This window comes from Streptomyces xanthophaeus (assembly GCF_030440515.1).
Taxonomy (GTDB): Bacteria; Actinomycetota; Actinomycetes; order Streptomycetales; family Streptomycetaceae; genus Streptomyces; species Streptomyces kutzneri.
Map to the genome: position 1 here is coordinate 1,937,201 of NZ_CP076543.1, position 23,446 is coordinate 1,960,646.

The 23,446-nt window shown below is 73.4% G+C and carries 20 protein-coding genes; 12 read left to right on the forward strand and 8 right to left on the reverse strand.

Annotation, left to right across the window (positions count from 1 at the left end):
• Window positions 1-11 precede the first annotated feature (11 nt).
• The 3 genes from KO717_RS08325 to KO717_RS08335 are packed head-to-tail and all read right to left on the reverse strand — an operon-like array spanning window position 12 to window position 2,148.
• Window positions 12-662: an ABC transporter gene (locus tag KO717_RS08325; protein ID WP_301365489.1), complete on the reverse strand. Its 651-nt coding sequence runs from the start codon at window positions 660-662 to the stop codon at window positions 12-14.
• Window positions 659-1,477 carry an ABC transporter ATP-binding protein gene (locus tag KO717_RS08330; RefSeq protein WP_301374419.1) on the reverse strand — a complete coding sequence of 273 codons (819 nt, stop codon included), beginning with the start codon at window positions 1,475-1,477 and terminating at the stop codon, window positions 659-661. The genes KO717_RS08325 and KO717_RS08330 overlap by 4 nt, the downstream gene beginning before the upstream one ends.
• Window positions 1,474-2,148: an AIM24 family protein gene (locus tag KO717_RS08335; RefSeq protein ID WP_301365491.1), complete on the reverse strand. Its 675-nt coding sequence runs from the start codon at window positions 2,146-2,148 to the stop codon at window positions 1,474-1,476. Before KO717_RS08335 ends, KO717_RS08330 begins: the two co-directional genes overlap by 4 nt.
• A gap of 71 nt (window positions 2,149-2,219) precedes the next feature.
• Between KO717_RS08335 and KO717_RS08340 the strand changes: the two genes are divergently transcribed.
• The 4 genes from KO717_RS08340 to KO717_RS08355 all read left to right on the forward strand — a co-directional run bounded on the left by KO717_RS08340 (window position 2,220) and on the right by KO717_RS08355 (window position 7,274).
• Window positions 2,220-2,972 (forward strand): peptidyl-tRNA hydrolase, encoded by a 753-nt coding sequence (locus KO717_RS08340; protein WP_301365493.1) that lies wholly within the window; start codon window positions 2,220-2,222, stop codon window positions 2,970-2,972.
• A 120-nt stretch (window positions 2,973-3,092) separates the two neighbouring features.
• Window positions 3,093-4,391, forward strand: a complete 1,299-nt coding sequence (locus KO717_RS08345; RefSeq protein ID WP_301365495.1) for a DUF692 domain-containing protein — start codon at window positions 3,093-3,095, stop codon at window positions 4,389-4,391.
• Window positions 4,388-5,476: a TIGR04222 domain-containing membrane protein gene (locus KO717_RS08350; RefSeq protein ID WP_301365496.1), complete on the forward strand. Its 1,089-nt coding sequence runs from the start codon at window positions 4,388-4,390 to the stop codon at window positions 5,474-5,476. Before KO717_RS08345 ends, KO717_RS08350 begins: the two co-directional genes overlap by 4 nt.
• Before the next feature lie 133 nt (window positions 5,477-5,609).
• Window positions 5,610-7,274, forward strand: coding sequence for an alpha/beta hydrolase (locus tag KO717_RS08355; RefSeq protein WP_301365497.1), 1,665 nt, complete (start codon window positions 5,610-5,612; stop codon window positions 7,272-7,274).
• Between the two features lie 130 nt (window positions 7,275-7,404).
• Here the strand turns inward: KO717_RS08355 and hemQ are convergent, their stop codons facing one another.
• Together hemQ and hemG are read right to left on the reverse strand one after the other, a co-directional pair.
• A complete protein-coding gene (gene hemQ, locus KO717_RS08360) occupies window positions 7,405-8,118 on the reverse strand; it encodes a hydrogen peroxide-dependent heme synthase (protein ID WP_189739334.1) in 714 nt (237 codons plus the stop codon).
• A 4-nt stretch (window positions 8,119-8,122) separates the two neighbouring features.
• Window positions 8,123-9,607, reverse strand: coding sequence for a protoporphyrinogen oxidase (gene hemG / locus KO717_RS08365; protein WP_301374421.1), 1,485 nt, complete (start codon window positions 9,605-9,607; stop codon window positions 8,123-8,125).
• A gap of 154 nt (window positions 9,608-9,761) precedes the next feature.
• On the opposite strand from hemG, the gene KO717_RS08370 reads away from it, so the two are divergent.
• On the forward strand, window positions 9,762-10,769 hold the full coding sequence (locus tag KO717_RS08370; RefSeq protein ID WP_301365501.1) for a DUF4349 domain-containing protein: 1,008 nt from the start codon (window positions 9,762-9,764) through the stop codon (window positions 10,767-10,769).
• A gap of 59 nt (window positions 10,770-10,828) precedes the next feature.
• On the forward strand, window positions 10,829-12,211 hold the full coding sequence (locus KO717_RS08375) for an FAD-dependent oxidoreductase (RefSeq protein ID WP_301365502.1): 1,383 nt from the start codon (window positions 10,829-10,831) through the stop codon (window positions 12,209-12,211).
• Window positions 12,212-12,276: 65 nt separating this feature from the next.
• On the opposite strand, the gene hemE is transcribed toward KO717_RS08375, so the two are convergent.
• Window positions 12,277-13,341: a uroporphyrinogen decarboxylase gene (gene hemE, locus KO717_RS08380; RefSeq protein WP_301365504.1), complete on the reverse strand. Its 1,065-nt coding sequence runs from the start codon at window positions 13,339-13,341 to the stop codon at window positions 12,277-12,279.
• 91 nt (window positions 13,342-13,432) lie between these two features.
• Between hemE and KO717_RS08385 the strand changes: the two genes are divergently transcribed.
• The 3 genes from KO717_RS08385 (at window position 13,433) to KO717_RS08395 (ending at window position 16,470) form a co-directional block, all read left to right on the forward strand.
• A complete protein-coding gene (locus tag KO717_RS08385) occupies window positions 13,433-14,089 on the forward strand; it encodes a DUF3000 domain-containing protein (protein ID WP_030011435.1) in 657 nt (218 codons plus the stop codon).
• A 273-nt stretch (window positions 14,090-14,362) separates the two neighbouring features.
• The gene (locus KO717_RS08390) at window positions 14,363-15,025 is read left to right on the forward strand and encodes a helix-turn-helix transcriptional regulator (RefSeq protein WP_007267191.1); all 663 of its coding nucleotides are present in this window, start codon (window positions 14,363-14,365) and stop codon (window positions 15,023-15,025) included.
• 161 nt (window positions 15,026-15,186) lie between these two features.
• Window positions 15,187-16,470: a ribonuclease D gene (locus tag KO717_RS08395; RefSeq protein ID WP_301365536.1), complete on the forward strand. Its 1,284-nt coding sequence runs from the start codon at window positions 15,187-15,189 to the stop codon at window positions 16,468-16,470.
• Window positions 16,471-16,534: 64 nt separating this feature from the next.
• On the opposite strand, the gene KO717_RS08400 is transcribed toward KO717_RS08395, so the two are convergent.
• Complete coding sequence (locus tag KO717_RS08400) at window positions 16,535-17,701, reverse strand: alpha/beta fold hydrolase (protein ID WP_301365538.1); 1,167 nt, start codon at window positions 17,699-17,701, stop codon at window positions 16,535-16,537.
• 315 nt (window positions 17,702-18,016) lie between these two features.
• Between KO717_RS08400 and KO717_RS08405 the strand changes: the two genes are divergently transcribed.
• From KO717_RS08405 to KO717_RS08415, 3 genes are all read left to right on the forward strand, one after another.
• Entirely contained in the window at window positions 18,017-19,243 is a 1,227-nt protein-coding gene (locus tag KO717_RS08405; RefSeq protein ID WP_033217689.1) for a thiolase family protein, read from the forward strand.
• Complete coding sequence (locus tag KO717_RS08410) at window positions 19,240-21,369, forward strand: 3-hydroxyacyl-CoA dehydrogenase NAD-binding domain-containing protein (RefSeq protein WP_301365541.1); 2,130 nt, start codon at window positions 19,240-19,242, stop codon at window positions 21,367-21,369. The genes KO717_RS08405 and KO717_RS08410 overlap by 4 nt, the downstream gene beginning before the upstream one ends.
• A gap of 91 nt (window positions 21,370-21,460) precedes the next feature.
• Complete coding sequence (locus tag KO717_RS08415; protein WP_301365543.1) at window positions 21,461-22,498, forward strand: LCP family protein; 1,038 nt, start codon at window positions 21,461-21,463, stop codon at window positions 22,496-22,498.
• 41 nt (window positions 22,499-22,539) lie between these two features.
• Here KO717_RS08415 and KO717_RS08420 read toward each other — a convergent pair whose 3' ends face one another.
• Window positions 22,540-23,349 (reverse strand): class I SAM-dependent methyltransferase, encoded by an 810-nt coding sequence (locus tag KO717_RS08420; RefSeq protein WP_301365545.1) that lies wholly within the window; start codon window positions 23,347-23,349, stop codon window positions 22,540-22,542.
• Window positions 23,350-23,446 lie beyond the last annotated feature (97 nt).

The following is a 23,446-nucleotide window of genomic DNA, read 5'->3' on the forward strand; positions in this document are numbered from 1 at the left end:
CTTTCGGATACCTAGCGCCGCCGGGCGGCGGCCAGGCAGGCCGTCGTGCCGGCCCCGGCGGCCAGCAGCAGCGCGCCCGCCAGCGCCGTGAGCGGCAGCGGCACCGTCCCCGAGCGTCCCGCCGCGACCAGGGCGGACACCGCGCCGCGGGCCGGGGAGACCGCGAGGACCAGGGCGAGCAGGGAGCCGAGGGTGCCGGCCAGGACCGCGTAGCCCCGGCGGCGGATCAGCGGGCGGCTGCACAGGGCGCCCACGGCCGCGCCGGTCAGTGTGCAGGCCGCCATCGCGAGGGCCCCCGCGAGGGCGGCCGCGCCGGGGTCGGCGCCGGCCCGGTCGCCGGTCAGCAGGGCCACGGCCGCCGCCCCGGATCCGGCGAGCAGCGCCCCGGCCGACGCGGTGAGCAGGGCCGCCGCGTGGACCCGTACGGGACCGGCTGCGGCGGCCGTGCAGTCGCGGGCCGCGTCCGGTTCGGCGCTCACGCAGATCCTGACCAGCCAGGCGGTGGCCGGGACCAGTCCGGCTGCCGCGAGCCCGAGGGAGTCCGCTGCCGGGTCGCCCGGCCGGATTCCGACGGCCACGAAGGCGGCGTAGGTGAGGAGGGGCGCGAGCCAGCGCTGGGAGCGCAGCAGCAGGGCGCCCTGGTAACGGAGCAGGGCGGTCAAGGGAGTTCCTCCACGGCTCGGACGTGCCAGGGCGGCCGGGCGGTGAGCAGGTCGCGCAGGACCGCGTCGGAGCGTGCGGCCTCCACGGTGAGCAGCACTCCCCCGCCGGGTGCCGGCGAGGCGGTGAGGCCCGGGGGCAGGGTCCGGCCGGGCGGGCCGACCGCGTGGATGCGTACGCGGGGCCCGGCAGCCGCGGCCGCCGCGGACACCGGTACGAGTGCCCCGCCCTCGACCCGGTAGTGGGCGTCGGCCGCGCCCGCGAGCCGCCGCGGGTCGTGGTCGACGAACACCACCGTGCCTCCGGCGGCGGTGCGTTCGGCGACGGCCCGGTCCAGCTCCTCGCGGGCGGAGCCGTCCAGGCCGGTCCACGCCTCGTCGAGGACGAGCAGCCCCGGTTCGGCGAGCAGGGCCTGCGCGACGGCCACCTTCTGGCTGCTGCCCTTGGACAGTTCGGCCATCGGGGTGCGGGCGTACGGGGCGGCGCCGAACCGCTCCAGCCGGTCGGCCGCCCGGCGGGCCGCCTCGGCGCGCGGCAGCCCGTGCACCCGGCCCATGTGGGCCAGGTAGCCGGCGGCCGTGAGCGGCAGCGCCGCCGGGAAGCGTTCGGGCACGTAGCCGGTGCGGGGCGGGCGGCCGCTGACGCGCCCCTCGGTCGGGGCCTCGATGCCGGCGACGAGCCGTAGCAGGGTGGACTTGCCGCCGCCGTTGCCGCCTTCGACGCGGACGAGGGCGCCGCGCGGGAGGTCCAGCGTGATGCCGCGCAGCACCCAGGGGCGGCGCCGTCCGTAGCGGCGGCCCACGCCGGTCAGGTTCAGTGTGCTGCCGCCGTCTCGACCGCCTCGCTCGGGCGGACGATGACGAAGCCCTCGCCGCTCAGCTTCAGCTGGACGGCCTCGCCGGAGCCGCCGCGGATCATCGAGCCGACCGACTGGGAGCGGTGCAGGCCGGTCTCCAGCTGGGCGCTCCAGCCGACCACCGCGTCCGTGTCCACGTGGACCGGGGCCTGGGGGGTGACCGGGATGATGATCGGGTGGCCGTCGCAGACGACGGCGAGCTTGCCGGTGCCGGTGAAGAGGCTGTTGAAGAGGCCGCCGCCGGTCATGCCGGCGCCCTTCACCATCTTGATCTCGTAGGACAGGGTCGGGTCGAAGCAGAGCACGTTGCGGCCGTTGATGGTGAGGGCGTCACCGGGCTCGAAGTCGATGATGAAGCAGTTGCCCGCCCGGTGGGCGAACCAGGCCTCGCCCTGGCCGCGTACGGACATGAGCGCGAGGCCCTCGCCCGTCACGGCGCGCTTGAGCATGCCGCCTATGCCCTGTCCCTTGCGCTCGAACTGGAGGTTGCCGCGGAAGGCGACCATCGAGCCCTGCCGGGCCAGCATTTCACCGTTGACGTTGTACTTCACGGACTTGGCGTTCTGCAGGGTCATACCGGGGGCGACGGCCGCCTGGGCCAGGTTCTCGGACGCGAAAAGATCACTCTTCATGGCTTCGATCCTCACCCGGGCCGACCACCCGGGGCATCATCCTGAAGGCGGAGGCTGGCATCCTTGGCAGGATGAGCAGCCAGCACACGAACGACATCTCCGACGTCCCCGCGGTCGGGGCGGACAGCCCCTTCCGCCAGGAGCACGTACTGCGTGACGAGGCCCCGCAGTTCGTGCTGCCGCTGGTGGTGCGGATCGAGAAGGCCGAGCCGCCCGCCCGGACGGACGCCCTGGAGACGGCGGCCCGCGCCGTGCTGGTCCTGCTGACCGACGAGCGGGCGCACGGCGAGGGCGAGTGGGCCAGGGCGGTCCGAGACTGGCAGGACGCCCGGATCCGCAAGGTGGTCCGGCGGGCGCGCGGGGCGGAGTGGCGCAAGGCGGAGACCCTGCCGGGCGTCACGGTGCACGGGAACGGCGCGCAGGTACGGGTCTTCCCGCCGGTGCCCCTCGACGGCTGGCCCAAGGAGCTGGCCAAGCTCCAGGTGTCGGGCACCGACCTGGACGACCCGGAGCCCGTCGCCGCGACCGCGGAGCCGGGTCTGCCGGTGCTGTGGCTCAACCCCGGCCTCGACATGTCGGCCGGCAAGGCCATGGCCCAGGCCGGGCACGCGGCGCAGCTGGCGTGGTGGGAGCTGACGGGGGCGGAGCGGACCGCATGGCAGGATTCCGGTTTCCGGCTGGCGGTACGGACGGCCCCGCGCGAGCGGTGGGCCGAGCTGGGCGGCAGCGGTCTGCCGGTGGTCCGGGACGCCGGATTCACCGAGATCGCGCCGGGCAGCGCGACGGTGGTCGCCGACCATCCGGCACTGCGGGCCCGGCTCTGAGGCGGTTCCCCGGCAGGCGGGAACCTCAAATGTTCCTCTGAACGTCCCCTCCTGCGATTGGCGCGACTCCGTCGGGGCCATGACATCGGCACACGGTGCGAAGAGAGGGGGCGAGGGGACATGAAGCCCATGGCACACCTGGGGGTGGGCATCGGCTGGCGGCCCGAGATCGCGGACGCCGTCGAACGGCTTTCCGGCCTGGACTGGGTCGAGGTGGTGGCCGAGAACGTATGCCCGGGCCACCTGCCCGAGTCCTTGCTGCGGCTGCGCGAGCGGGGCACGCGCGTCGTGCCGCACGGGGTCTCGCTCGGCCTCGGCGGTGCGGACCGCCCCGATCCGGCGAAGCTGGCGGCGCTCGGCGAGCGGGCGGTGGCGCTGGGGGCGCCGCTCGTCACCGAGCACATCGCCTTCGTACGGACCTCCTCGCCGGTGCTGGAGGCGGGGCACCTGCTGCCGGTGCCGCGCACCCGCGACGCGCTGGACGTGCTGTGCGAGAACGTGCGGATCGCGCAGGACGCCCTGCCGGTCCCGCTGGCGCTGGAGAACATCGCCGCGCTGTTCTCGTGGCCCGGCGAGGAGCTGACGGAAGGGCAGTTCCTCACGGAGCTGGTCGAGCGGACCGGTGTCCGGCTGCTCATCGACGTGGCCAACCTGCACACCAACCGGGTCAACCGGGGCGAGGACCCGGCCGCCGTGCTCGACGCGATCCCGCTGGAGGCGCTGGCGTACGTGCACGTGGCGGGCGGCATCGAGCGGAACGGTGTCTGGCACGACACCCACGCGCACCCGGTCCCGCCGGTGGTGCTCGACCTGCTGGCCGAGCTGCGCTCCCGGGTGGAACCGGCGGGCGTCCTGCTGGAGCGGGACGACGACTTCCCGCCGGAGGCCGAGCTCGCGGGCGAGCTGGCCGCGATCCGCGCCGTGGTGACGGCCGGACCGGCCGCGCCCGGGGAGCGGGTCACCGCCGGGCCCGGTACCGGGCCCGGTACCGAACGGCGCCCGGTCGAGGAGTCGGCCCGGACCCGGGTGGCGCTCGGACAGGCGGCGCTGCTGTCGGCGCTGGTGGCCGGGACCCCCGTACCCGAGGGCTTCGACCGCCGGCGCATCCGGGTGCAGGCCCGGGCGCTGGCCGCCAAGCGGGCCGACGTGGTGGCGAAGCTGGCTCCCGAGCTGCCCGTGATCCTGGGCGGACCGGACCCGTACCGCGAAGCCTTCCTCTCCTACGCCAAGGGCCGCCCCATGACGTCCGGGTACCGCCGGGACGCGCTGGACTTCGCCGAGGACCTGCTGATCCGGGACCTGCCGGCCGATCCGGCCGCCCGGCGCCGGCTCACCACCTGGTGGCGGGACCGGGCCGGGGCCAGGCCGCCCCGCCGGATCGTGCGCTGGGCCCGGACGCTGGCGGGGAGAGCGGCATGAACCTCCTCGCCGTGGCGATCTGGATCGCCGTCCTCCTCTCCTCCGTCCTGCTGATCGCCGGGCTCCGCAGGTCCCGGTCCGCGTCCGCGGGACCCGCGCCCGCCCTGCACGACCTGTCCGAGGCAGCCTTCCTGGTGGGCGGTCCCGGCACCGTCGTGGACGCCGCGCTCGTCTCGATGCTCGGCGACGGCCGGCTGGTGGCCGGCGGTCCGGGCATCGTCCAGGTACGCCCCGGGGCGCGGGCCGCCGACCCCGCCGAGCGGGCCGTCCTCCAGGCCCACCAGGGGGCGCCCTCGGGCTGGCTCTACCAGGTGCGCTACGCCGCCATGTGCGACCCGGCCGTCCAGGAGATCGGGGACGGGCTGGCCGACCGCGGACTGATCACCCCGCCCGGATCCGGGCTGCGCCGCATGCGCCGCTGGGGGCTGGTCCAGGCCGTCGTGTGCGCGCTGCTGCTGTTCCCGGTGTCGCTGGTGCTGACCGTCGTGTCGCTCGCCCTCGATTCCGGCTCCGGGGTGCCGTTCATCGCGAAGGTGGTGGTCGTCCTGGTGGGCGGCATCGTCGTGGGACTGATGTGCGCGGCCCGGGCCAAGAGCCGGGTCACCGGCGCGGGCGCGCGGGCGCTGCGCGCGATCCGTTCCGCCCACCTGAACGACCGGACCCCGCACGTGCAGACGGCGCTGTTCGGGCTGCGCGGTCTGCGGGACCCCGCACTGCGCCGGCAGCTGGTGCCCGCCGTGCGCGGGACCCGGCTGGCCGCGGCCCAGTCGCGCGCCACGCACTCCCACCGCACGCACTCCCACGGCACGGACAGCTCCTCGCACTGGTCGGGGGCCGAGGTGCTGCCGATCGTCTGGTGCGCCGGGAGCGACGGGGGCGGTGGCGGCGGTTCGAGCTGCGGCAGCGGTTCGGGCTGCGGGTCTTCGGCGGGCGGCTGCGGGTCCTCGGGTGGTGGCTCAAGCTGCTCCGGCGGTGGATCGGGCTGTTCGAGCAGCAGCTCCAGCTGTTCCACGAGCAGCTCCAGCTGCGGCAGTTCGTCGAGCTGCGGCAGTTCGTCCAGCTCCAGCTGCGGCAGCAGCTCCTGACCGCCGGTCCTACGGCAACCGGGGGCGGAATCCGCGGCAACGGGGCCATCGGCGCCGACACCGGCCGGTGATCCTTTACAACGCCGCCGCCCGGCCCTCTCATCGGTTCATCGGATGAGAGGAAGGGGCCGCCATGCGGACGGGACTCGCAGGCTGCGCGGCCGCGCTTGCAGCGCTCTCCCTCCTCCCCTGCGTCCCGGCCCACGCCGCACGGCCGGCCTCGCCCGGCCCGCTCGGCGGGACGGCCGCCGAGGCCGCCGGCGCCGCCCTCGCCGCCCGCCGCGCGGCGGCCCTGGCCACGGCCGGAGGCAGCGGCGGACTCGACTTCCGCCGCTGCCCCGACGCCGAGGAACTCCCCGGCCCGGTCCGGTGCGCCACCCTGCGCGTCCCGCTCGACTACGCCCGGCCCGACGGCCCGCAGATCTCCCTCACCGTCAGCCGGGTCGCCGCCACCGGGGCCGGCGGCGCCGCCCGCCAGGGCGCGCTCGTCCACAACCCCGGCGGCCCCGGAGCCTCCGGCATGTACTTCCCGCTCCTCGCCGACGTCCCCGGCTGGGAGCGGATCGCCGCCGCCTACGACCTGGTCGGCTACGCCCCGCGCGGCGTCGGCCGTTCCGCCCCGCTGTCCTGCCAGGACCCCGCCGCCCGGCCCGGGGGCCCCACCCAGGAACCTGCCGACCCGGCCGCCCCCTCCCCGGCGTACAAGCGGCAGCGCCTCGCGGCCGCCCAGGCCTACGCCCGCGGCTGCGCGCGGCGGGCCGGCGCGGCCCTGCCGTACTACACGACCCTCGACAACGCCCGCGATCTGGACGTCCTGCGGGCCGCGCTCGGCGAGCGGAAGCTGAACTTCATGGGCGCCTCGTACGGCACCTACCTCGGCGCCGTGTACGCCACCCTGCACCCGGGCCGCGTCCGCCGGATGGTCCTGGACTCGGCGGTCGACCCCGACCCGCGCCGCGTCTGGTACCGCAACAACCTCGACCAGTCACGCGGCTTCGAGCGCCGCTGGTACGACTTCCGCGCCTGGGCGGCCCGGCACCACGGCACGTACGGACTCGGCGCCACCCCGGCGGCCGTGCAGGCGAGCTACGCGCGCGTCCGGGACGCGGTGGCCCGTACTCCGGCGGGCGGGGTCGTCGGCACCGGCGAACTCCGGGCCGCCTACCTCCAGGCCGTGTACTACGACGACGTGTGGCCGGACCGGGCGGCGGCCCTCGCGGCCTTCCTGCGCGGCGATCCGGCGCGGCTGACCGCCCAGGCCGCACCCGACCCGGAAGCGGCGGCCGAGGCGGAGAACGCGACGGCGGTGTACACGGCGGTGCTGTGCAACGACGCCTCCTGGCCCGCCGACTGGGAGACCTGGGACCGCGACACCACCGAACTGGCGCGCAGGGCCCCCTTCGAGGCCTGGGCCAACGCCTTCCTGAACCTGCCGTGCGCCTCCTGGCCGGTGCGCGAGCGGCAGCGGCCGGTGGCGGTCGGGGCCCAGCCGGAGCGGCTGCCCGGGACCCTGGTGGTCGCGGCGGAGCGGGACGGGGCGACCCCGTACGCGGGTGCGCTGGAACTCCAGCGGCGGCTCGGCGCCGGGGCTTCGCTGGTGACGGAGAAGGGGGCCGGCTCCCACGGAGTGGTCGGCGGACGCAACGGCTGCGTGGACCGTCACGTGGAGCGGTATCTGCTGACGGGCGCCACCCCGGGGTGGCGTGTCACGTGTGCGCCGCATCCGGAGCCCGCACCGGTGTCGCTGGACGACCGGGCAGCGAGCGCCCACAGGGCACTGCTGCCGCCAGTCGTCTGAACTTCCGGGCGGGATCTCCGGCTGCGTCGTTTCGGGGGCAGGGGCCGTCTTTCGGACCAGCCTCCCGATCCACCGGAGGAACTCACCTGACGGTGTGGTCGTCCTCCGGTCCTTCCCCCCAGGGGAGGTATCAGGCGAGCCCGGCCACCAGATCGGCGACGGACTTGCGGCGCCCGGTGTAGAAGGGCACCTCTTCACGGACGTGCATACGGGCCTCGGAGGCGCGCAGGTGACGCATGAGGTCGACGATGCGGTACAGCTCGTCCGCCTCGAAGGCCAGCAGCCACTCGTAGTCGCCCAGCGAGAAGGAGGCGACGGTGTTGGCGCGCACGTCCGGGTAGCCGCGGGCCATCTTGCCGTGGTCGGCGAGCATGCGGCGGCGGTCCTCGTCGGGCAGCAGGTACCAGTCGTAACTGCGCACGAAGGGGTACACGCTGACGTACTCGCGCGCGACCTCGTCGGCCAGGAAGGCCGGGATGTGCGACTTGTTGAACTCGGCCGGGCGGTGCAGGGCCATGTTCGACCACACCGGCTCCAGGGCACGGCCCAGCTTGGTACGGCGGAACAGGTTGTAGGCGGTCTGCAGCTCGTCCGCCGTCTCGGCATGCCACCAGATCATGACGTCGGCGTCGGCGCGCAGGCCGGAGACGTCGTAGGTGCCGCGGACCGTGATGTCCTTGGCGCCCAGCTGGTCGAAGAGCTCCTGGACCTCGTCGGCGTAGCCGGTGCGGTCCTCGGGAAGAACGTCCTTCAGCTTGAAGACGGACCACAGGGTGTAGCGGATGACCTCGTTGAGGTCCTTCGCCTTCTTCCCCGCGTTGGGAATCTTCTCTGGTGCAGTCATGTGCCTATTGTCCCGTGCGCTGATCAGTGGTCGGTGCCAGGGGTGCCGTACGCGCACCGAGCGCGGCGATCACCGCGTCGGCGGCCTTGCCGGCGCTCGCGATGCAGGCCGGAATGCCCACTCCGTCGTAGACCGCGCCGCACACCGCGAGGCCCGGCAGGGCCGCGACGGCGGTGCGGATCCGGGCGACCCGGTCGAGGTGGCCCACCGGGTACTGGGGCAGTCCGCCGTCCCACCGGGTGACGGTGGAGGCGACCGGCCGGGCCGCGAGGCCCACGGCCTCGCCGAGGTCGGCGAGGGAGACGTCGACGAGCTCGCCGTCCTCGCGCTGCAGGTCGCTCTCGTCGGCGTAGCGGCCGACGGAGGTGCGCAGCAGGAAGAGGTCGGGATCCGTCCCGGCCCAGGCCCACTTGTTGCTGGAGAAGGTGGAGGCCTTGATGGTCCGGCCGTCGACGGGCGGTACGAGGAATCCGCTGGCGCCGCCGCCGGAGACGGCCGTCGGCAGCTCGGAGCGGCGGAAGGCCATCGTGATCAGGGCCATCGAGGCGTACTCGACCCCGCGGAGCTCGGCCGCGGCGGCCGGGGCGAGCCCGTCCAGCAGCCGTGCGGCGGCCCCGGCCGGGGTGGCCAGGATCACGGCGTCGGCCTCGACGACCTCGGCGCCGGCCACCACCCGCCAGCCCCCGGCCGTACGGACGACCTCGCGGACGGGGGCGTCGGTGACGAGCCGGGCCCCCGCGGCGCGGCAGGCCTCGGCCACGGCGACCGGGAGCCGTCCGATGCCGCCGTCGATGCCGGCGAAGACGGGACCGGCCGGCTGGGGCGCGGACTCCGCCCGGCGCTGCAGTGCGCGTACGCCGTCGCCCAGGAGGGCGTGCGTGCGGGCGGCCTCGAAGAGCTGGGGGACGGCGGCCCGCATGGAGATGCGGTAGGCGTCGCCCGCGTAGACCCCGCCGAGCAGCGGTTCCACCAGCCGGTCGACGACCTCGCGGCCGAGGCGGGCCGCGACGTACGCGCCGACGGCGACGTCGTCGCCGATCTCGGTGGGCGGCAGCGTCCGCTCGGCCTCGATGCGGGCCAGTCCCTCGGCGGAGAGCACCCCGGAGGCGGCGAGCGGTCCCAGGTCGCCGGGGACGCCCATGACGTGGCCGCGCGGCATCGGGCGCAGCGCGCCGCGGGTCCACAGGTGGGCGGTGGCGGTGGCGGGCGACTGCACGGACGCGCCGAGGCCGACGGCCTCGGCGAGGGCCACGGCTTCGGGGCGGCGGGCGAGCATGGATTCGGCGCCGAGGTCGACGCGGGCCCCGGCGAGCTCACCGGCGTACAGCTTGCCGCCGAGCCGCGGTCCGGCCTCCAGCAGGGTGACGCGGACGCCTTCGGCGAGCAGCCGGTGGGCTGCCGCGAGGCCCGCGATACCGCCGCCGATGACGACGGCGTGGCCCGGGGAGCCGGCGGGCCGGGGGGAGCCGCCCGGCCGATCCGTACGCATGTCCGCTTCGTGCATGGACACATCGTCTCAGACCGATCTCCGAGGCCGGACCGTGACCGCATCGGGATCACCCCGGGACCGTGGATTCGAAACCCGCGACGGGACTCTGGACGTCGAACCGGCAACACCAGCCGATCCTCGGGGGTTTACAGCGATGCGCAGTTTCGACAGACACCGTTCCGCGGCGGCCCTGGCCGCCCTCGCGCTGGCCGGGGCGCTCGCGCTCACCGGCTGCGGCGCGAGCGGCCAGGGCTCGGCGGGCGAGAAGGCGGCGGTGGCGCCCGCCGCCGACAACAAGGCCCCGGAGGGCGCGGCGGCGGCTCCGGCGCCGGCCGGGTCCGCGGGCGCCGCGGGCTCCGCCGCCGGCAAGAACGCGGCTCCGCCGGCCGTGGTCCGCCCGAACGTCATCCGGACGGCGACGCTCGGCATCGAGACGGCGGACGTCCAGAAGACGCTCGCCTCGGCCCGCACGGCCGCGGACGAGGCGGGCGGCTACGTCGGCAACGAGTCCACCAAGCGCGGCGAGGACGGCCGGATGACCTCGACGCTGACCCTGCGGGTGCCGGGCGAGCGCTACGACGCCGTGCTCGGCGCCATGGAGGGCAGCGGGAAGCTCCTGCACCGCAAGGTCGACGCGCAGGACGTCACGGAGAAGGTCGCCGACATCGGCAGCCGCGTCTCCTCGCAGCAGGCCAGCGTGGCGCGGGTGCGGGAAATGATGGGCAAGGCCTCGGCGCTGAGCGAGGTGGTGATGCTGGAGAGCGAGCTGTCGCGCCGCCAGTCGGACCTGGAGTCGCTGCTGGCGCAGCAGACGGCGCTGAAGGACCAGACCTCGCTGGGCACGATCACGCTGGAGGTCTCGGAGCCGGCCGCGAAGCCGGAGGCCGAGAAGAAGGAGAAGAAGAAGGAGCCCACCTTCCTGGGGGCCCTGGGCGGCGGCTGGGACGTCTTCACCAAGGTCGTGCGCTACCTGACGGTGGCGGTGGGCGCGGTGCTGCCGTTCGCGCTGACGGCCGTGGCGGGGCTGCTGCTGTTCCGGCTGTACCGGCGGTGGCGTCCTGCGCGGCCGAAGCCGGCCCCGGTGCCGTGGCGGGCGACGGTACCGGCGGCCCGGACGGCTCCGGACGCCGCTCCGGACACCGAGGCCGGCGTACAGGACTGAACGCGCGTTCGGCCGTAGCGTGTTCACCATCCGACGGTGGTGAAGGGGCGGTACGGACGATGGCGACGGAACGACTGGTGGTGGTGGGCGGTGACGCGGCGGGGATGTCCGCGGCGTCACAGGCCCGCAGGCTCAAGGGCCCGGCGGAACTGGAGATCGTGGCCTTCGAGCGCGGGCACTTCACCTCCTACTCGGCGTGCGGGATCCCGTACTGGGTCGGCGGTCAGGTCGCCGAGCGCGACGACCTGATCGCCCGTACGCCCGAGGAGCACCGGGCCCGGGACATCGATCTGCGCACGCGCACGGAGGTCGTGGAGCTCGACCTCGCCGGGTCCCGGGTCCGCGCCCGCGATCTGGACAGCGGATCCGAATCCTGGACGGGCTACGACAAGCTGGTCCTGGCGACGGGCGCCCGCCCCGTCCGCCCCCGGCTCCCCGGCATCGGCGCGCACGGGGTCCACGGCATCCAGACCCTGGACGACGGCCAGCGCCTGATGGACACCCTGGGGCGCACCGAGGGCCGCCGGGCCGTGGTGGTCGGCGCCGGCTACATCGGTGTGGAGATGGCGGAGGCCCTGGTGGCGCGGGGGTACGAGGTCACCGTCCTGCACCGGGGCGAGCAGCCGATGGCCACGCTGGACCCGGACATGGGCGGCCTGGTGCACAGCGCGATGAACCGGATGGGGATCCGTACGGTCTCCCGCGCCGAGGTGACGAAGATCCTCACCGACGAGGAGGGCCGGGCCCGTGCGGTGGCCACGTCGGCGGGCGAGGAGTACGAGGCGGACGTGGTCGTGCTCGGCATCGGCGTGGAGCCCCGCACCGCGCTCGCCCGCGCGGCCGGCCTCCCGCTCGGTCCTTCGGGCGGCATCCTCACCGACCTCTCGATGCGGGTCCGCGGCCACGAGAACATCTGGTCGGGCGGCGACTGCGTGGAGGTCCTGGACCTGGTCGCGGGCCGCACCCGGCACATCCCGCTGGGCACGCACGCCAACAAGCACGGCCAGGTCATCGGCTCGGGCGTGGGCGGCGGCTACGCGACCTTCCCCGGGGTGGTCGGGACGGCGGTCAGCAAGGTCTGCGACCTGGAGATCGCCCGTACGGGGCTGCGCGAGCGGGACGCGCTGGAGGCGGGCCTGCGGTTCGTGACGGCCACCATCACCTCCACCAACACCGCGGGCTACTACCCGGGCGCGGCGGAGATGACGGTGAAGATGCTGGCGGAGCGCCGTACGGGCCGCCTCCTCGGCGTCCAGATCGTCGGCGGCGCGGGGGCGGCGAAGCGGGTGGACATCGCGGCGGTCGCCCTCACGGCGGGTATGACGGTGGACCGGATGGTGTCCCTGGACCTGGGCTACGCCCCGCCCTTCTCCCCGGTCTGGGACCCGATCCTGGTGGCGGCCCGCAAGGCGGTCTCGGCGGTCCGCTCGGCGGGGGTGTAGCCCTGCGGGGGCTCCGCCCCTGCACCTCGAACGCGGGCGGGGCCGGAGTGTCCAGCCCCGCCCCGCTAGCGCTGCGTCTTGGTGTGGACGTAGTCCACCAGGCGGGTCAGGGCGTCCGGGTCGGTCGTCGGGAGGACGCCGTGGCCCAGGTTGAAGACGTGGCCCTCCAGGCCGGCGGCGGCCGCGAGGACCTCGTCCGTCTTGGCCTCGACCGCCTCCGTGGTGGAGAAGAGCACGGCCGGGTCCAGGTTGCCCTGCAGCGCCTTGCCGGGGCCGACGCGGCGGACGGCCTCGTCCAGCGGGACCCGGTAGTCGACGCCCATGACGTCCGCGCCGGCCTCGCCCATCAGGCCGAGGAGCTCACCCGTGCCCACGCCGAAGTGGATCCGCGGGACCCCGTAGGAGGCGACGGACTCCAGGACCTTCGCGGACGCGGGCATCACCGAGCGGCGGTAGTCCGCCGGGGCGAGGGCGCCGACCCAGGAGTCGAAGAGCTGGACGGCGGAGGCGCCGGCCTCGATCTGGACCTTCAGGAAGGCGGAGGTGATCTCCGCGAGGCGGTCCAGGAGGTCGGCCCACAGCTGGGGGTCCCCGTACATGAGGGCCTTGGTGTGCTCGTGGTTCTTGGAGGGACCGCCCTCGACCAGGTAGCTCGCGAGGGTGAAAGGCGCGCCCGCGAATCCGATCAACGGCGTGGAGCCCAGTTCACCCGTGAGCATGCCGATCGCCTCGGTGACGTACGAGACGTCCTCCGGAGTGAGGTCGCGCAGCTGTGCGAGGTCCTCGCGGCGGCGGATCGGCTGGGCGACGACCGGGCCGATGCCCGGCTTGATGTCCAGGTCGACGCCGATGGCCTTCAGCGGGACCACGATGTCGGAGAAGAAGATCGCCGCGTCCACCTTGTGGCGGCGCACCGGCTGCAGCGTGATCTCGGTGACCAGGTCGGGCCGCATGCAGGACTCCAGCATCTGCGTGCCCTCGCGCAGCTTGCGGTACTCCGGCAGTGAGCGCCCCGCCTGCCGCATGAACCACACCGGGGTGTGCGGCACCGGCTCCCGCCGGCACGCCTTCAGGAAGGCGGAATCGTACGTCTGACTCGGCTGGCCCGTGGGGCGGGTGTTGGCGCTCACGACCCAAATCTTCGCACGTACGAAGAAGTGTCCGACCCGGCGAGGGTGTCCCTGCGCCGTACGGGCGCTCGTTCCGCCTAGTCTTCCCCGCATGGCTGCGGCTCAGGGACGATTTTCAGATGGCGCCGAGGGTACGGACAGCGCGAAGGAGAGCTCCGTCCCGCTCCCGTTCCGGCGGGCGGTCGACGGCTTGAAGAAGGCCCGGCTGCGTCCGGGGATCGAGATCGACCCCACGAAACCGCCCCAGAGACTGGCGCCGCACGCCTACGCGCTGGAGGCCGCGGTGGTGGATGGCGAGGACGACCTGGCCGACGGCCGGCTGATCCTGCTCCACGATCCGTCCGGGCACGACGCCTGGCAGGGGACCTTCCGCCTGGTGACGCTGGTGCGCGCGGAGCTGGAGCCGGAGATGGCGGCGGATCCGCTGCTGCCCGAGGTGTGCTGGTCCTGGCTGACGGGGGCGCTGGAGGCGCGCGGGCTGGCGTACGGGGAGGCGAGCGGCACCGTGACCATGGCGGGCTCGCACTACTTCGGCGGGCTCGCGGAGCGGCGCCCGGCCACGCAGATCGAGATCAGAGCCTCGTGGACGCCGCGCGAGGGCGTGGGCGGGGTGCCGGACACCTCGGCGCACCTGTCGGCGTGGTGCGAACTGCTGTGCCAGATCGCGGGGCTGCCGCCGGTGGGTCCGACGGACACGGCGACGGGTGTGGTCTCCCTGCCACAGCGCCGCGGTCCGCACCACCCGTAGCCGCAGGGCCGGACGGCCGCCGGAATCGGCGTGCGCCGCAGAACGGCTGATCGAAGAACTGGGCGGACGGTCGAAACGCGGCGTCCCTTGCGGGCTTCTGATCAACCGATGATCGATCGTGCGTCCGAATTGCCCGAATTGTTACTCACCAAATCGTGATCATTCCCTAAAGCCGGGCGGGTGACGTGCCGAAGGAGTGGGTGACCATCCGCACGGTTCGCACCGGCTTCCTTCCCCGAGCCGGCCGTCCCGCCACTCCCCCAGGAGGCCTAGGTGTCCGTTCTTCTCGAGCAGCCCGCAAGCCTGGTCGCCTACCGCCCGAACAAGCCGACGGCCATGGTCGTCGTGGCCGACCCGCGCGTCCGCTCCACCGTGACCCGCCATCTGTGGGCCCTCGGAGTACGTGACGTGATCGAGGCGTCGTCCATCGCGGAGGCCCGCCCCCGCGTCGGCAGCCCGCGCGACATCTGCGTGGCCGACGTACACCTGCCCGACGGTTCCGGTCTCACCCTGCTCTCCGAGACCCGGGCCGCCGGCTGGCCCAACGGCCTGGCCCTGTCCGCCGCCGACGACATCGGCGCCGTGCGCAACGCCCTCGCGGGCGGCGTCAAGGGCTACGTCGTCACCGGTACGCGGACCAACATCGGGCTCCCCACCCGGCCCGGCGCCGCTCCCATCGGCGCTGCCGCCGCCCGTATGCACCGCCGCCCCCCGGGTGCCCCGAGCCACCCGGGCGGCTACCGGGAGCTCTCCGGCCGCGAGGTCGAGGTCCTGCGCCTCGTCGCGGAGGGCCAGTCCAACAAGGCCATCGGCGTCTCGATGGGCCTGTCCGCCCTGACCGTCAAGTCCCACCTCGCCCGGATCGCCCGCAAGCTGGGCACCGGTGACCGCGCCGGAATGGTCGCCGTGGCGCTGCGCACCGGGATCATCCACTGACCGCGGGCCGGAGCCCCCGGATATCCGCCTCGGGAGCCGCTGCCGGGGAACCTGCCGGGAGACCCCCGGAATACCCCGGGAAAACTCCCCGCATACCGCTCGCGCCCGTCGACGGAACGTTCCGGCGACGGGCGCGTCGTATACACGGATACCCTTGACCGGTGACCGACGCCCAAGATCCCGCAGCAGACCTGCGCACCACCACCGGGGGCGGCCCCTCGGACGACGTCGTTGTTCCGCCCGGTGGGCTGCCGACTCCCTTGCTGGAGCCCCGCGAGGGGATTCCTCCGGTGGTCGCCGACGCGGACGCCCTCGCCGAAGTGGTCGCGGCCTTCGCCGCGGGCACCGGCCCCGTGGCCGTCGACGCCGAACGGGCCTCCGGATACCGCTACGGCCAGCGCGCCTACCTGGTGCAGCTGCGCCGTGAGGGTGCCGGGTCCGCGCTGATCGACCCGGTGGGCTGCCCCGACCTGTCCGCACTGGGCGACGCCCTGTCCGGCACCGAATGGATCCTGCACGCCGCGACCCAGGACCTGCCGTGCCTGCGCGAAATAGGCATGGTGCCCACCTCCCTGTTCGACACCGAGCTCGCCGGCCGCCTCGCCGGCTTCCCCCGGGTCGGACTCGGCGCGATGGTCGAGAGCGTGCTCGGCTACGCGCTGGAGAAGGGCCACTCCGCCGTCGACTGGTCCACCCGCCCGCTCCCCGAGCCGTGGCTGCGCTACGCCGCCCTGGACGTGGAGCTGCTGGTGGACCTGCGGGACGCGCTGGAGAAGGAACTGGACCGGCAGGGCAAGCTCGAATGGGCCCACCAGGAATTCGACGCCATCGCCTCCGCCCCGCCCGCCCCGCCGCGCAAGGACCCCTGGCGCCGTACGTCCGGCATGCACAAGGTGCGCCGGCGCCGGCAGATGGCGGTCGTACGGGAGCTGTGGGAGTCCCGGGACCGGATCGCGCAGCGGCGTGACGTGTCTCCGGGCAAGGTGCTGGGCGACGCCGCGATCGTCGAGGCCGCCCTCGCCCTGCCGGCCAACGTGCACACCCTGTCCGCCCTGCCCGGCTACGGGCAGCGGATGGGCCGGCGCCAGCTGGACCAGTGGATGGCCGCCGTGGACCGGGCGAAGGCGCTGCCCGAGAACGAGCTGCCGCAGCCCGGGGCCACCCCGGCCGGTCCCCCGCCGCCGCGCTCCTGGGTGGACAAGGACCCGGCGGCAGCGGCCCGGCTCTCGGCTGCCCGTACCGCCGTCTCGGCGCTGGCGGAGGCGCTGAACCTGCCCCAGGAGAACCTGATCACCCCGGACACGGTCCGCCGTCTGTGCTGGGAGCCGCCGCAGCGGCTGCACGCGGACGCGGTGGCGGAGGCCCTCGCGGGCTACGGTGCCCGGCCCTGGCAGATCGAACTGGTGACCCCTGTGCTGGTCACGGCCCTGGCCGCGACCGCCTGACCCACCCTGCCCGCCCGAGAGCCCCCGACCCTTGCGGCCGGGGGCTCCGCCATGGGTCAGGTGCCTAGACGGTGTCCGTGTAGGCGCCGTCCTCGTCCACGTAGAAGCTGCCCTTCTCCAGGTCGTCGACCTTCCCGTGCTTCAGCCACTGCTTGGACAGCCGGTGCAGGACCTTGGACTGGCGCTCCCAGACCATGGAGTGGCCGGCGCAGGACACCCGGAACATCAGCTTGCGGACGCCGGGGACCGCGTCGTAGAAGGCGGGGACCGAGAACGTGGGCGAGTTCGCCGTCGCGTCGTGTTCGCCGTAGACGATCATCACCGGCACCTTGTCGCCGAGCACGCCGCCGATCGGGACGGTGTCCTGGTTCCAGCCCCACCAGTAGGAATTGCGGAACCGCAGCACGCCCTCGGGTGCTCCGGCCGTCGGGCCGCCCCAGGTCTTGCCGACGGGGTCGACGGCCATGAGCTCCTTCCACACCGCGTCGACCATGCCCGCCGCGCGCTGCCTCGGGGACCGCACCTCCTTGTCCCAGGCGCTTTCCAGGCCCGTCCTGCTGGACAGGTTCATCGGGAAGCCGAACAGGGAGGCCGGGGTGGACACGGGGAACGACGCCACCGGTGCACCGAAGCTCTTCGGCGGCGCGCTGGCACGGCCGGCGGGCGGGTAGATCGGCGCCAGGAGGAGCAGGCTCTCGACCTTCCCCGGGTTCTGGATCGCGTACGGCCCGAAGACGAAGGCGGCGGCGGACTGCCCGACGAGGGCGACCTTGCTGACGCCCTTCGTGGTCTTGATGTACTCGACGACCGCGTCGACCTCGCCCCATTCGCTCGCGGAGTTGCCGAGCTCGTGCGGGTAGGGCGGGGTGCAGGTGTACGTCAGCGGGTTCGGGTTCAGGATCTCCTGGTGCTGCGGGTTGGCGTTGCAGGGCTTGTCCATCTCCGGACGCGGCGACAGGCCGGAGCCCGTGAGCTCCATGAGGAACACGTCGAATCCGGCCTTGGCCAGGTGCTGCGCCCAGCTGTACCTGCCGTTGTCGTGCTGGAGGTCGAAGGCCACGACCGAGGGAACGCTCCGGCCGTGCAGCATCAGGACGGCCTGGCGTTGCGCGTTGGGGCCGGGTGGGGTGCCGTCGTACTCCCGCACGTACAGATGGACGGTCTGTCCCGCGTTGGCGGGCACCGCAGAGACGTGCTCGACCTGGTGCTTGATGGGTGGGGTGGTGGCCATTGCTCGCATCCTCCGTCGACCGGGCCGGAGGGGACGCTCCGGCCCGGTCAGGATCGGGACTGCCCGGGGGCGGCGCCACGATCGCGGCCGGGGGCCGGGCGCACGTGACCTGAACGGGTTGGCCGGACGGGTCCGATCGGTCGGGGCCGGGGGCCGTGGCACCGCGGCCCGAGTGTGACCTTCGCCGCTCCTCCGGGAGGGGGTGTGCACATTGGTTACCCGCAAGTAGCATGGTCGGGTGAGCGGGCGCTCAGCAACGTACGCCGAACGCCCCCGCGCGCAGCAGTGCACACCCGCACCTGGAGGAGAGCCAACGTGCCTCGTACCGTCAGGGACGTCGTCTTCGTCGACGGCGTCCGCACCCCGTTCGGCAAGGCGGGCCCGAAGGGCATCTACCACGAGACCCGCGCCGACGACCTCGTCGTGAAGGCGATCCGGGAGCTGCTGCGCCGCAACCCGGACCTGGACCCCAAGAAGATCGACGAGGTCGCCATCGCCGCGACCACGCAGATCGGTGACCAGGGCCTGACGCTGGGCCGTACCGCCGGCATTCTCGCGGGCCTTCCGCAGTCCGTCCCGGGCTACTCCATCGACCGCATGTGCGCCGGCGCGCTGACCGCCGTGACCGCCGTCGCGGGCGGTGTGGCCTTCGGTGCCTACGACGTCGCCCTCGCCGGCGGTGTCGAGCACATGGGCCGCCACCCCATGGGCGAGGGCGTCGACCCGAACCCGCGCTTCGTCTCCGAGAAGCTGGTCGACGAGTCCGCCCTGTTCATGGGCATGACCGCCGAGAACCTGCACGACCGGTACCCGACGATCACCAAGCTCCGCGCCGACGAGTACGCCGTGCGCTCGCAGGAGAAGGCCGCCAAGGCGTACGCCGACGGCAAGATCCAGCAGGACCTGGTCCCGATCTCGGTGCGCAACACCAACGAGGCGGCCGGTGAGACGGGCTGGGGCCTGGTCACCACCGACGAGCCGATGCGCCCGGGCACCACGCTGGAGAACCTGGCCGGCCTGAAGACCCCGTTCCGTACGCACGGCCGGGTCACCGCGGGCAACGCCGCCGGTCTCAACGACGGTGCCACCGCCGCGATCATCGCGTCCGAGGACTTCGCCCGGGAGAACAACCTCCCGGTCAAGATGCGCCTGGTCTCGTACTCCTTCGCGGGTGTCGAGCCCGAGGTCATGGGCTACGGCCCGATCCCGGCCACCGAGAAGGCCCTGGCCCAGGCCGGCCTGACGATCGACGACATCGGCCTCTTCGAGGTCAACGAGGCCTTCGCGGTCCAGGTCCTCGCGTTCCTGGAGCACTACGGCATCGCCGACGACGACGCCCGCGTGAACCAGTACGGCGGCGCCATCGCCTTCGGTCACCCGCTCGCCTCCTCGGGCGTACGCCTGATGACGCAGCTGGCCCGTCAGTTCGAGGAGCAGCCGCACGTCCGCTACGGCCTGACCACCATGTGCGTCGGCTTCGGCATGGGCGCCACGGTCATCTGGGAGAACCCGAACTTCAACGCCGAGGGAGACTCCAAGTGAGCACCACCGCTGAGCTCCTGAAGGGCGCGGCCGAGCTGTTCCCGGACGAGGTCGTCACGTCCGCGCACGTCCGCCACCTGGACCTGCCGTTCGGCGCAGGGCGCTTCGCGCTCATCACGCTGGACAACGGCTTCGACCACACCAAGCCGACCACCTTCGGCCCGCAGTCCCTCGCCAACCTGAACGCGGCGATCGACCAGGTCGAGCAGGAGGCCCTCGCGGGCTCCATCGTCGGCGCGGGCATCACCGGCAAGCCGTTCATCTTCGCGGTCGGCGCCGACCTCAAGGGTGTCGAGCTGCTGAAGAAGCACGACGAGGCGCTCGCCATCGGCAAGGGCGGCCACGACGTCTTCAAGCGCCTCTCGGCGCTGGCGGTCCCGACCTTCGCGTACTACAACGGCGCGGCCATGGGCGGCGGCGTCGAGGTCGGTCTGCACTGCTCCTACCGCACCGTCTCGAAGGCCATCCCGGCCTTCTCGCTGCCCGAGGTCTTCCTCGGCCTGGTTCCCGGCTGGGGCGGCTGCGCCATCCTGCCGAACCTGATCGGCGCCGAGCGCGCGGTCTCGGTGATCATCGAGAACTCGCTCAACCAGAACAAGCAGCTGCGCGGCAAGCAGGTCTTCGACCTGGGCATCGCCGACGCGCTGTTCGAGGGCGCGGACTTCCTGGAGCAGTCGCTCCTGTGGACCGCTAACGTCCTGAACGGCACCACCGAGGTCGTCCGCGACGAGATCGACCGCGGCGAGGCCTGGGACGCGGCCGTCGCCAAGGGCCGCCTCTTCGCGGACTCCAAGGTGCACGGCGCCGCTCCCGCCGCCTACCGCGCGCTGGACATCATCGCCGCGGCCAAGGACGGCGACCTGCAGGCCGGCTTCGACGCCGAGGACACGGCGCTGGCCGACCTCATCATGGGCGGCGAACTGCGCTCGGGCATCTACGCCTTCAACCTGGTGCAGAAGCGCGCCAAGCGCCCGGCCGGTGCCCCGGACAAGTCCCTGGCCCGTCCGGTCACCAAGGTCGGCGTCGTCGGCGCGGGCCTGATGGCCTCGCAGCTGGCGCTGCTCTTCCTGCGCCGCCTGGAGGTGCCGGTGGTCCTCACCGACATCGACCAGGAGCGCGTGGACAAGGGTGTGGGCTACGTCCACGCCGAGATCCAGAAGCTGCTCGGCAAGGGCCGCATCAACCAGGACAAGGCCAACCGCCTGACCGCCCTGGTGACCGGCGTCCTGGACAAGGCCGAGGGCTTCGCGGACGCGGACTTCATCATCGAGGCCGTGTTCGAGGAGATGTCCGTCAAGCAGAAGGTGTTCGCGGAGGTCGAGGCGGTCGCCCCGGCGCACGCGATCCTCGCCACCAACACCTCCTCGCTGTCGGTGTCGGAGATGGCCTCCAAGCTCCAGCACCCGGAGCGCGTGGTCGGCTTCCACTTCTTCAACCCGGTCGCGATCCTCCCCCTGCTGGAGATCGTCCGCGGTGAGCAGACCGACGACGCCTCGCTGGCCACGGCCTTCGGTGTCGCCAAGAAGCTGAAGAAGACCGCGGTCCTCACCAAGGACGCCCCGGCGTTCGTCGTGAACCGCATCCTGACCCGCTTCATGGGCGAGATCCAGAACGTCATCGACGAGGGCACCCCGGTCGTCACGGCGGAGAAGGCCATCGAGCCGCTCGGCCTGCCGATGTCCCCGCTGGTGCTGCTGGAGCTCGTGGGCCCGGCGATCGGTCTGCACGTCTCCGAGACCCTGAACCGCGCCTTCCCGGAGCGCTTCACCGTCTCCCCGAACCTGGCGGCTGTCGTCAAGGCCGGCAAGCGCGGCTTCTACGTCTACGATTCCGGCAAGCCGGAGCTGGACCCCGAGGTCGCCGCGCTCCTGGTCCAGGGCGATGTCGTCCTGACCGAGGAGCAGGTCCGCGACCGCGTCCTGGACGCGGTGGCGCAGGAGATCGGCCTGATGCTGGAGGAGGGTGTCGTGGCCGAGGCCCAGGACATCGACCTCTGCCTGATCACGGGCGCCGGCTGGCCCTTCCACCTGGGCGGCATCACGCCGTACCTGGACCGTGAAGGCGTCTCCGAGCGCGTCAACGGCAAGAAGTTCCTCGCCCCCGGCCTCGCGAGCATCCCGGCCTAGTCCGGGTCCGCGACGGCTGTTCGACGGCCTGGCCCGCCCCTTCCGGGGGGCGGGCCAACGCCGTTCGAATACCTGTCTAAGATTCACCCCCATGACGGAAAAGCACGCGCGGCCCAGACGCCGCCGCCGCATTCTGCGGATCACCCTGCTGCTGGTCGCCGTGCTGATCCTGGGCACGGCCGGGGCCGGCTGGTGGACGTACAGCCACCTCAACTCCAACATCGACAGCGTCGACCTGGACCAGGCGATCGGTGACAACCGGCCCCCGAAGGTCGTCGCGAACGCCCAGAACATCCTGGTGCTCGGCTCCGACTCGCGCGCCGGGGCCAACGGCGATCTCGACCACGGCGATGTCAGCGGTGCCCGCTCGGACACCGCGATGCTGGTGCACATACCCGAGGGCCGGGCCAAGGCCACCGCGGTGAGCATCCCCCGCGACACCCTGATCACCCGGCCCGAGTGCAAGGACGGGAACGGCAAGACGCTGCCGTCCGCCAAGCGGGTCATGTTCAACTCCGTCTACTCGCTCGCCGGACCGGCCTGTGTGGTCAACACCGTGGAGCAGCTGTCCGGCGTCCGCGTGGACCACTTCGTCGAGGTCGACTTCGCCGGCTTCAAGGGCCTGGTCGACGCGCTGGGCGGGGTCACTGTCACCCTGGACAAGCCGATGAGCGGCGCCAAGGGCGGCCTGAAGCTGGACGCGGGCACGCACCGGCTGGACGGCACCGACTCCCTGAAGTTCGTGCGTACCCGCTACGGCTACGGCGACGGCAGCGACCTCGGACGCATAGGCCTCCAGCAGCAGTTCATGCTGGCGATGCTGTCCGAGATCAAGAAGCAGGACGCCCTCGGCAACCCGGCGCGGCTCTACAAGCTCGCGGACGCCGGCACCAAGTCGCTGACCACCGACTCCGACCTCGGCTCGCTCACGGCACTCGCCGACTTCGCGCAGAGCATGAAGGGCGTGAACCCGGAGACGATGGAGACGATCATGCTGCCGGTCGCCTACGACAAGGTGGACCCCAACCGCGTGATCGTGGCCGAGCCGCAGGCGACCCAGCTGTGGGACGCCATCCGCAAGGACCAGCAGATCCCGGCCTCGGCGAAGAACTCCCCCGCCAAGGGCTGATCAGGGGGAAGGGCCGCAGGGGCGCGTCCGCGGTCCGCCCCTCACCCGGCGCGCCGCCCCCGGACCGCCCAGGCCCGGGCGGTGAGTGCGACGGATCCGCCCGGCCCGTACGGGAGGGCCTCGTGGAGCGCGTCCCGTACCCGCTCCCGGCCGGCCGCGGGCAGGGCGGCGAGGTATCCCGGGGCCGGTCCCTGCCCCGTCAGGAACGGTTCCCACAGATCCGCGAAGTCGGCGAACACCGTCGGGACCTCGATCGGGACGACCTCCACTTCGCCGAGTCCCGCCCGATTCCACAGCGCGCGCAGTGGTTCCGGACGGCACGAGGGGAAGCGCCGGCGCTCGTCCAGCGCGGCCGCGGACGGGTCGGCCGCGGCAGCCGCGTCCCAGAAGAACCGCAACAGGTCCATGCCTTCCGCGTAGTCCCACACGTACGCCGCGACCAGGCCCCCCGGGCGGACCGGGCGGACCATCTCGGCGACGGCCGCGGCGGGCGGCGCGAGGAAGTTCAGGGTCAGGCCGCTGACCACCGCGTCGCACGCCCCGTCGCGCACCGGCAGGGCCGTGGCGTCCGCCACGACGACGTGCGTCCCGGCCGTGGCCGCGTCCCGGGCCCAGGCGGCGTACCCCGGTGACCGGTCGATCGCCAGGACCTCACGGGGCCGGTACCGGGCGGCCACCGCCGCCGAGAGCCCGCCGGTGCCGCATCCGACGTCGAGCCACCGCAGCCGGCCGGGGAGGCCGAGCCATGCGGTGAACCGCTCCGCGACGGGGCGGCTCCACCGGCCCATGTAGCGCTCGTAGCCTGCCCCGGCCGTCCACACGTCGAACCGGCGCTCTTCCCTGTGCGTCATGGGCGCCCCCGTACGGGTCCCGGACCCGTCGCCGCGGGTACGGCCGTGAGGGCCGTACGGGTCGCCCGTACGGCCCTCGCCGGTCCGCCGCGGCAGA

Coding starts and splice junctions, on each gene's coding strand:
- KO717_RS08335 (WP_301365491.1), bottom strand. CDS start 2,148: ATGAAGAGTGATCTTTTCGCGTCCGAGAACCTGGCCCAGGCGGCCGTC.
- KO717_RS08340 (WP_301365493.1), top strand. CDS start 2,220: ATGAGCAGCCAGCACACGAACGACATCTCCGACGTCCCCGCGGTCGGG.
- KO717_RS08345 (WP_301365495.1), top strand. CDS start 3,093: ATGAAGCCCATGGCACACCTGGGGGTGGGCATCGGCTGGCGGCCCGAG.
- KO717_RS08350 (WP_301365496.1), top strand. CDS start 4,388: ATGAACCTCCTCGCCGTGGCGATCTGGATCGCCGTCCTCCTCTCCTCC.
- KO717_RS08355 (WP_301365497.1), top strand. CDS start 5,610: ATGCGGACGGGACTCGCAGGCTGCGCGGCCGCGCTTGCAGCGCTCTCC.
- hemQ (WP_189739334.1), bottom strand. CDS start 8,118: ATGACTGCACCAGAGAAGATTCCCAACGCGGGGAAGAAGGCGAAGGAC.
- hemG (WP_301374421.1), bottom strand. CDS start 9,607: ATGCGTACGGATCGGCCGGGCGGCTCCCCCCGGCCCGCCGGCTCCCCG.
- KO717_RS08370 (WP_301365501.1), top strand. CDS start 9,762: ATGCGCAGTTTCGACAGACACCGTTCCGCGGCGGCCCTGGCCGCCCTC.
- KO717_RS08375 (WP_301365502.1), top strand. CDS start 10,829: ATGGCGACGGAACGACTGGTGGTGGTGGGCGGTGACGCGGCGGGGATG.
- KO717_RS08385 (WP_030011435.1), top strand. CDS start 13,433: ATGGCTGCGGCTCAGGGACGATTTTCAGATGGCGCCGAGGGTACGGAC.
- KO717_RS08400 (WP_301365538.1), bottom strand. CDS start 17,701: ATGGCCACCACCCCACCCATCAAGCACCAGGTCGAGCACGTCTCTGCG.
- KO717_RS08415 (WP_301365543.1), top strand. CDS start 21,461: ATGACGGAAAAGCACGCGCGGCCCAGACGCCGCCGCCGCATTCTGCGG.
- KO717_RS08420 (WP_301365545.1), bottom strand. CDS start 23,349: ATGACGCACAGGGAAGAGCGCCGGTTCGACGTGTGGACGGCCGGGGCA.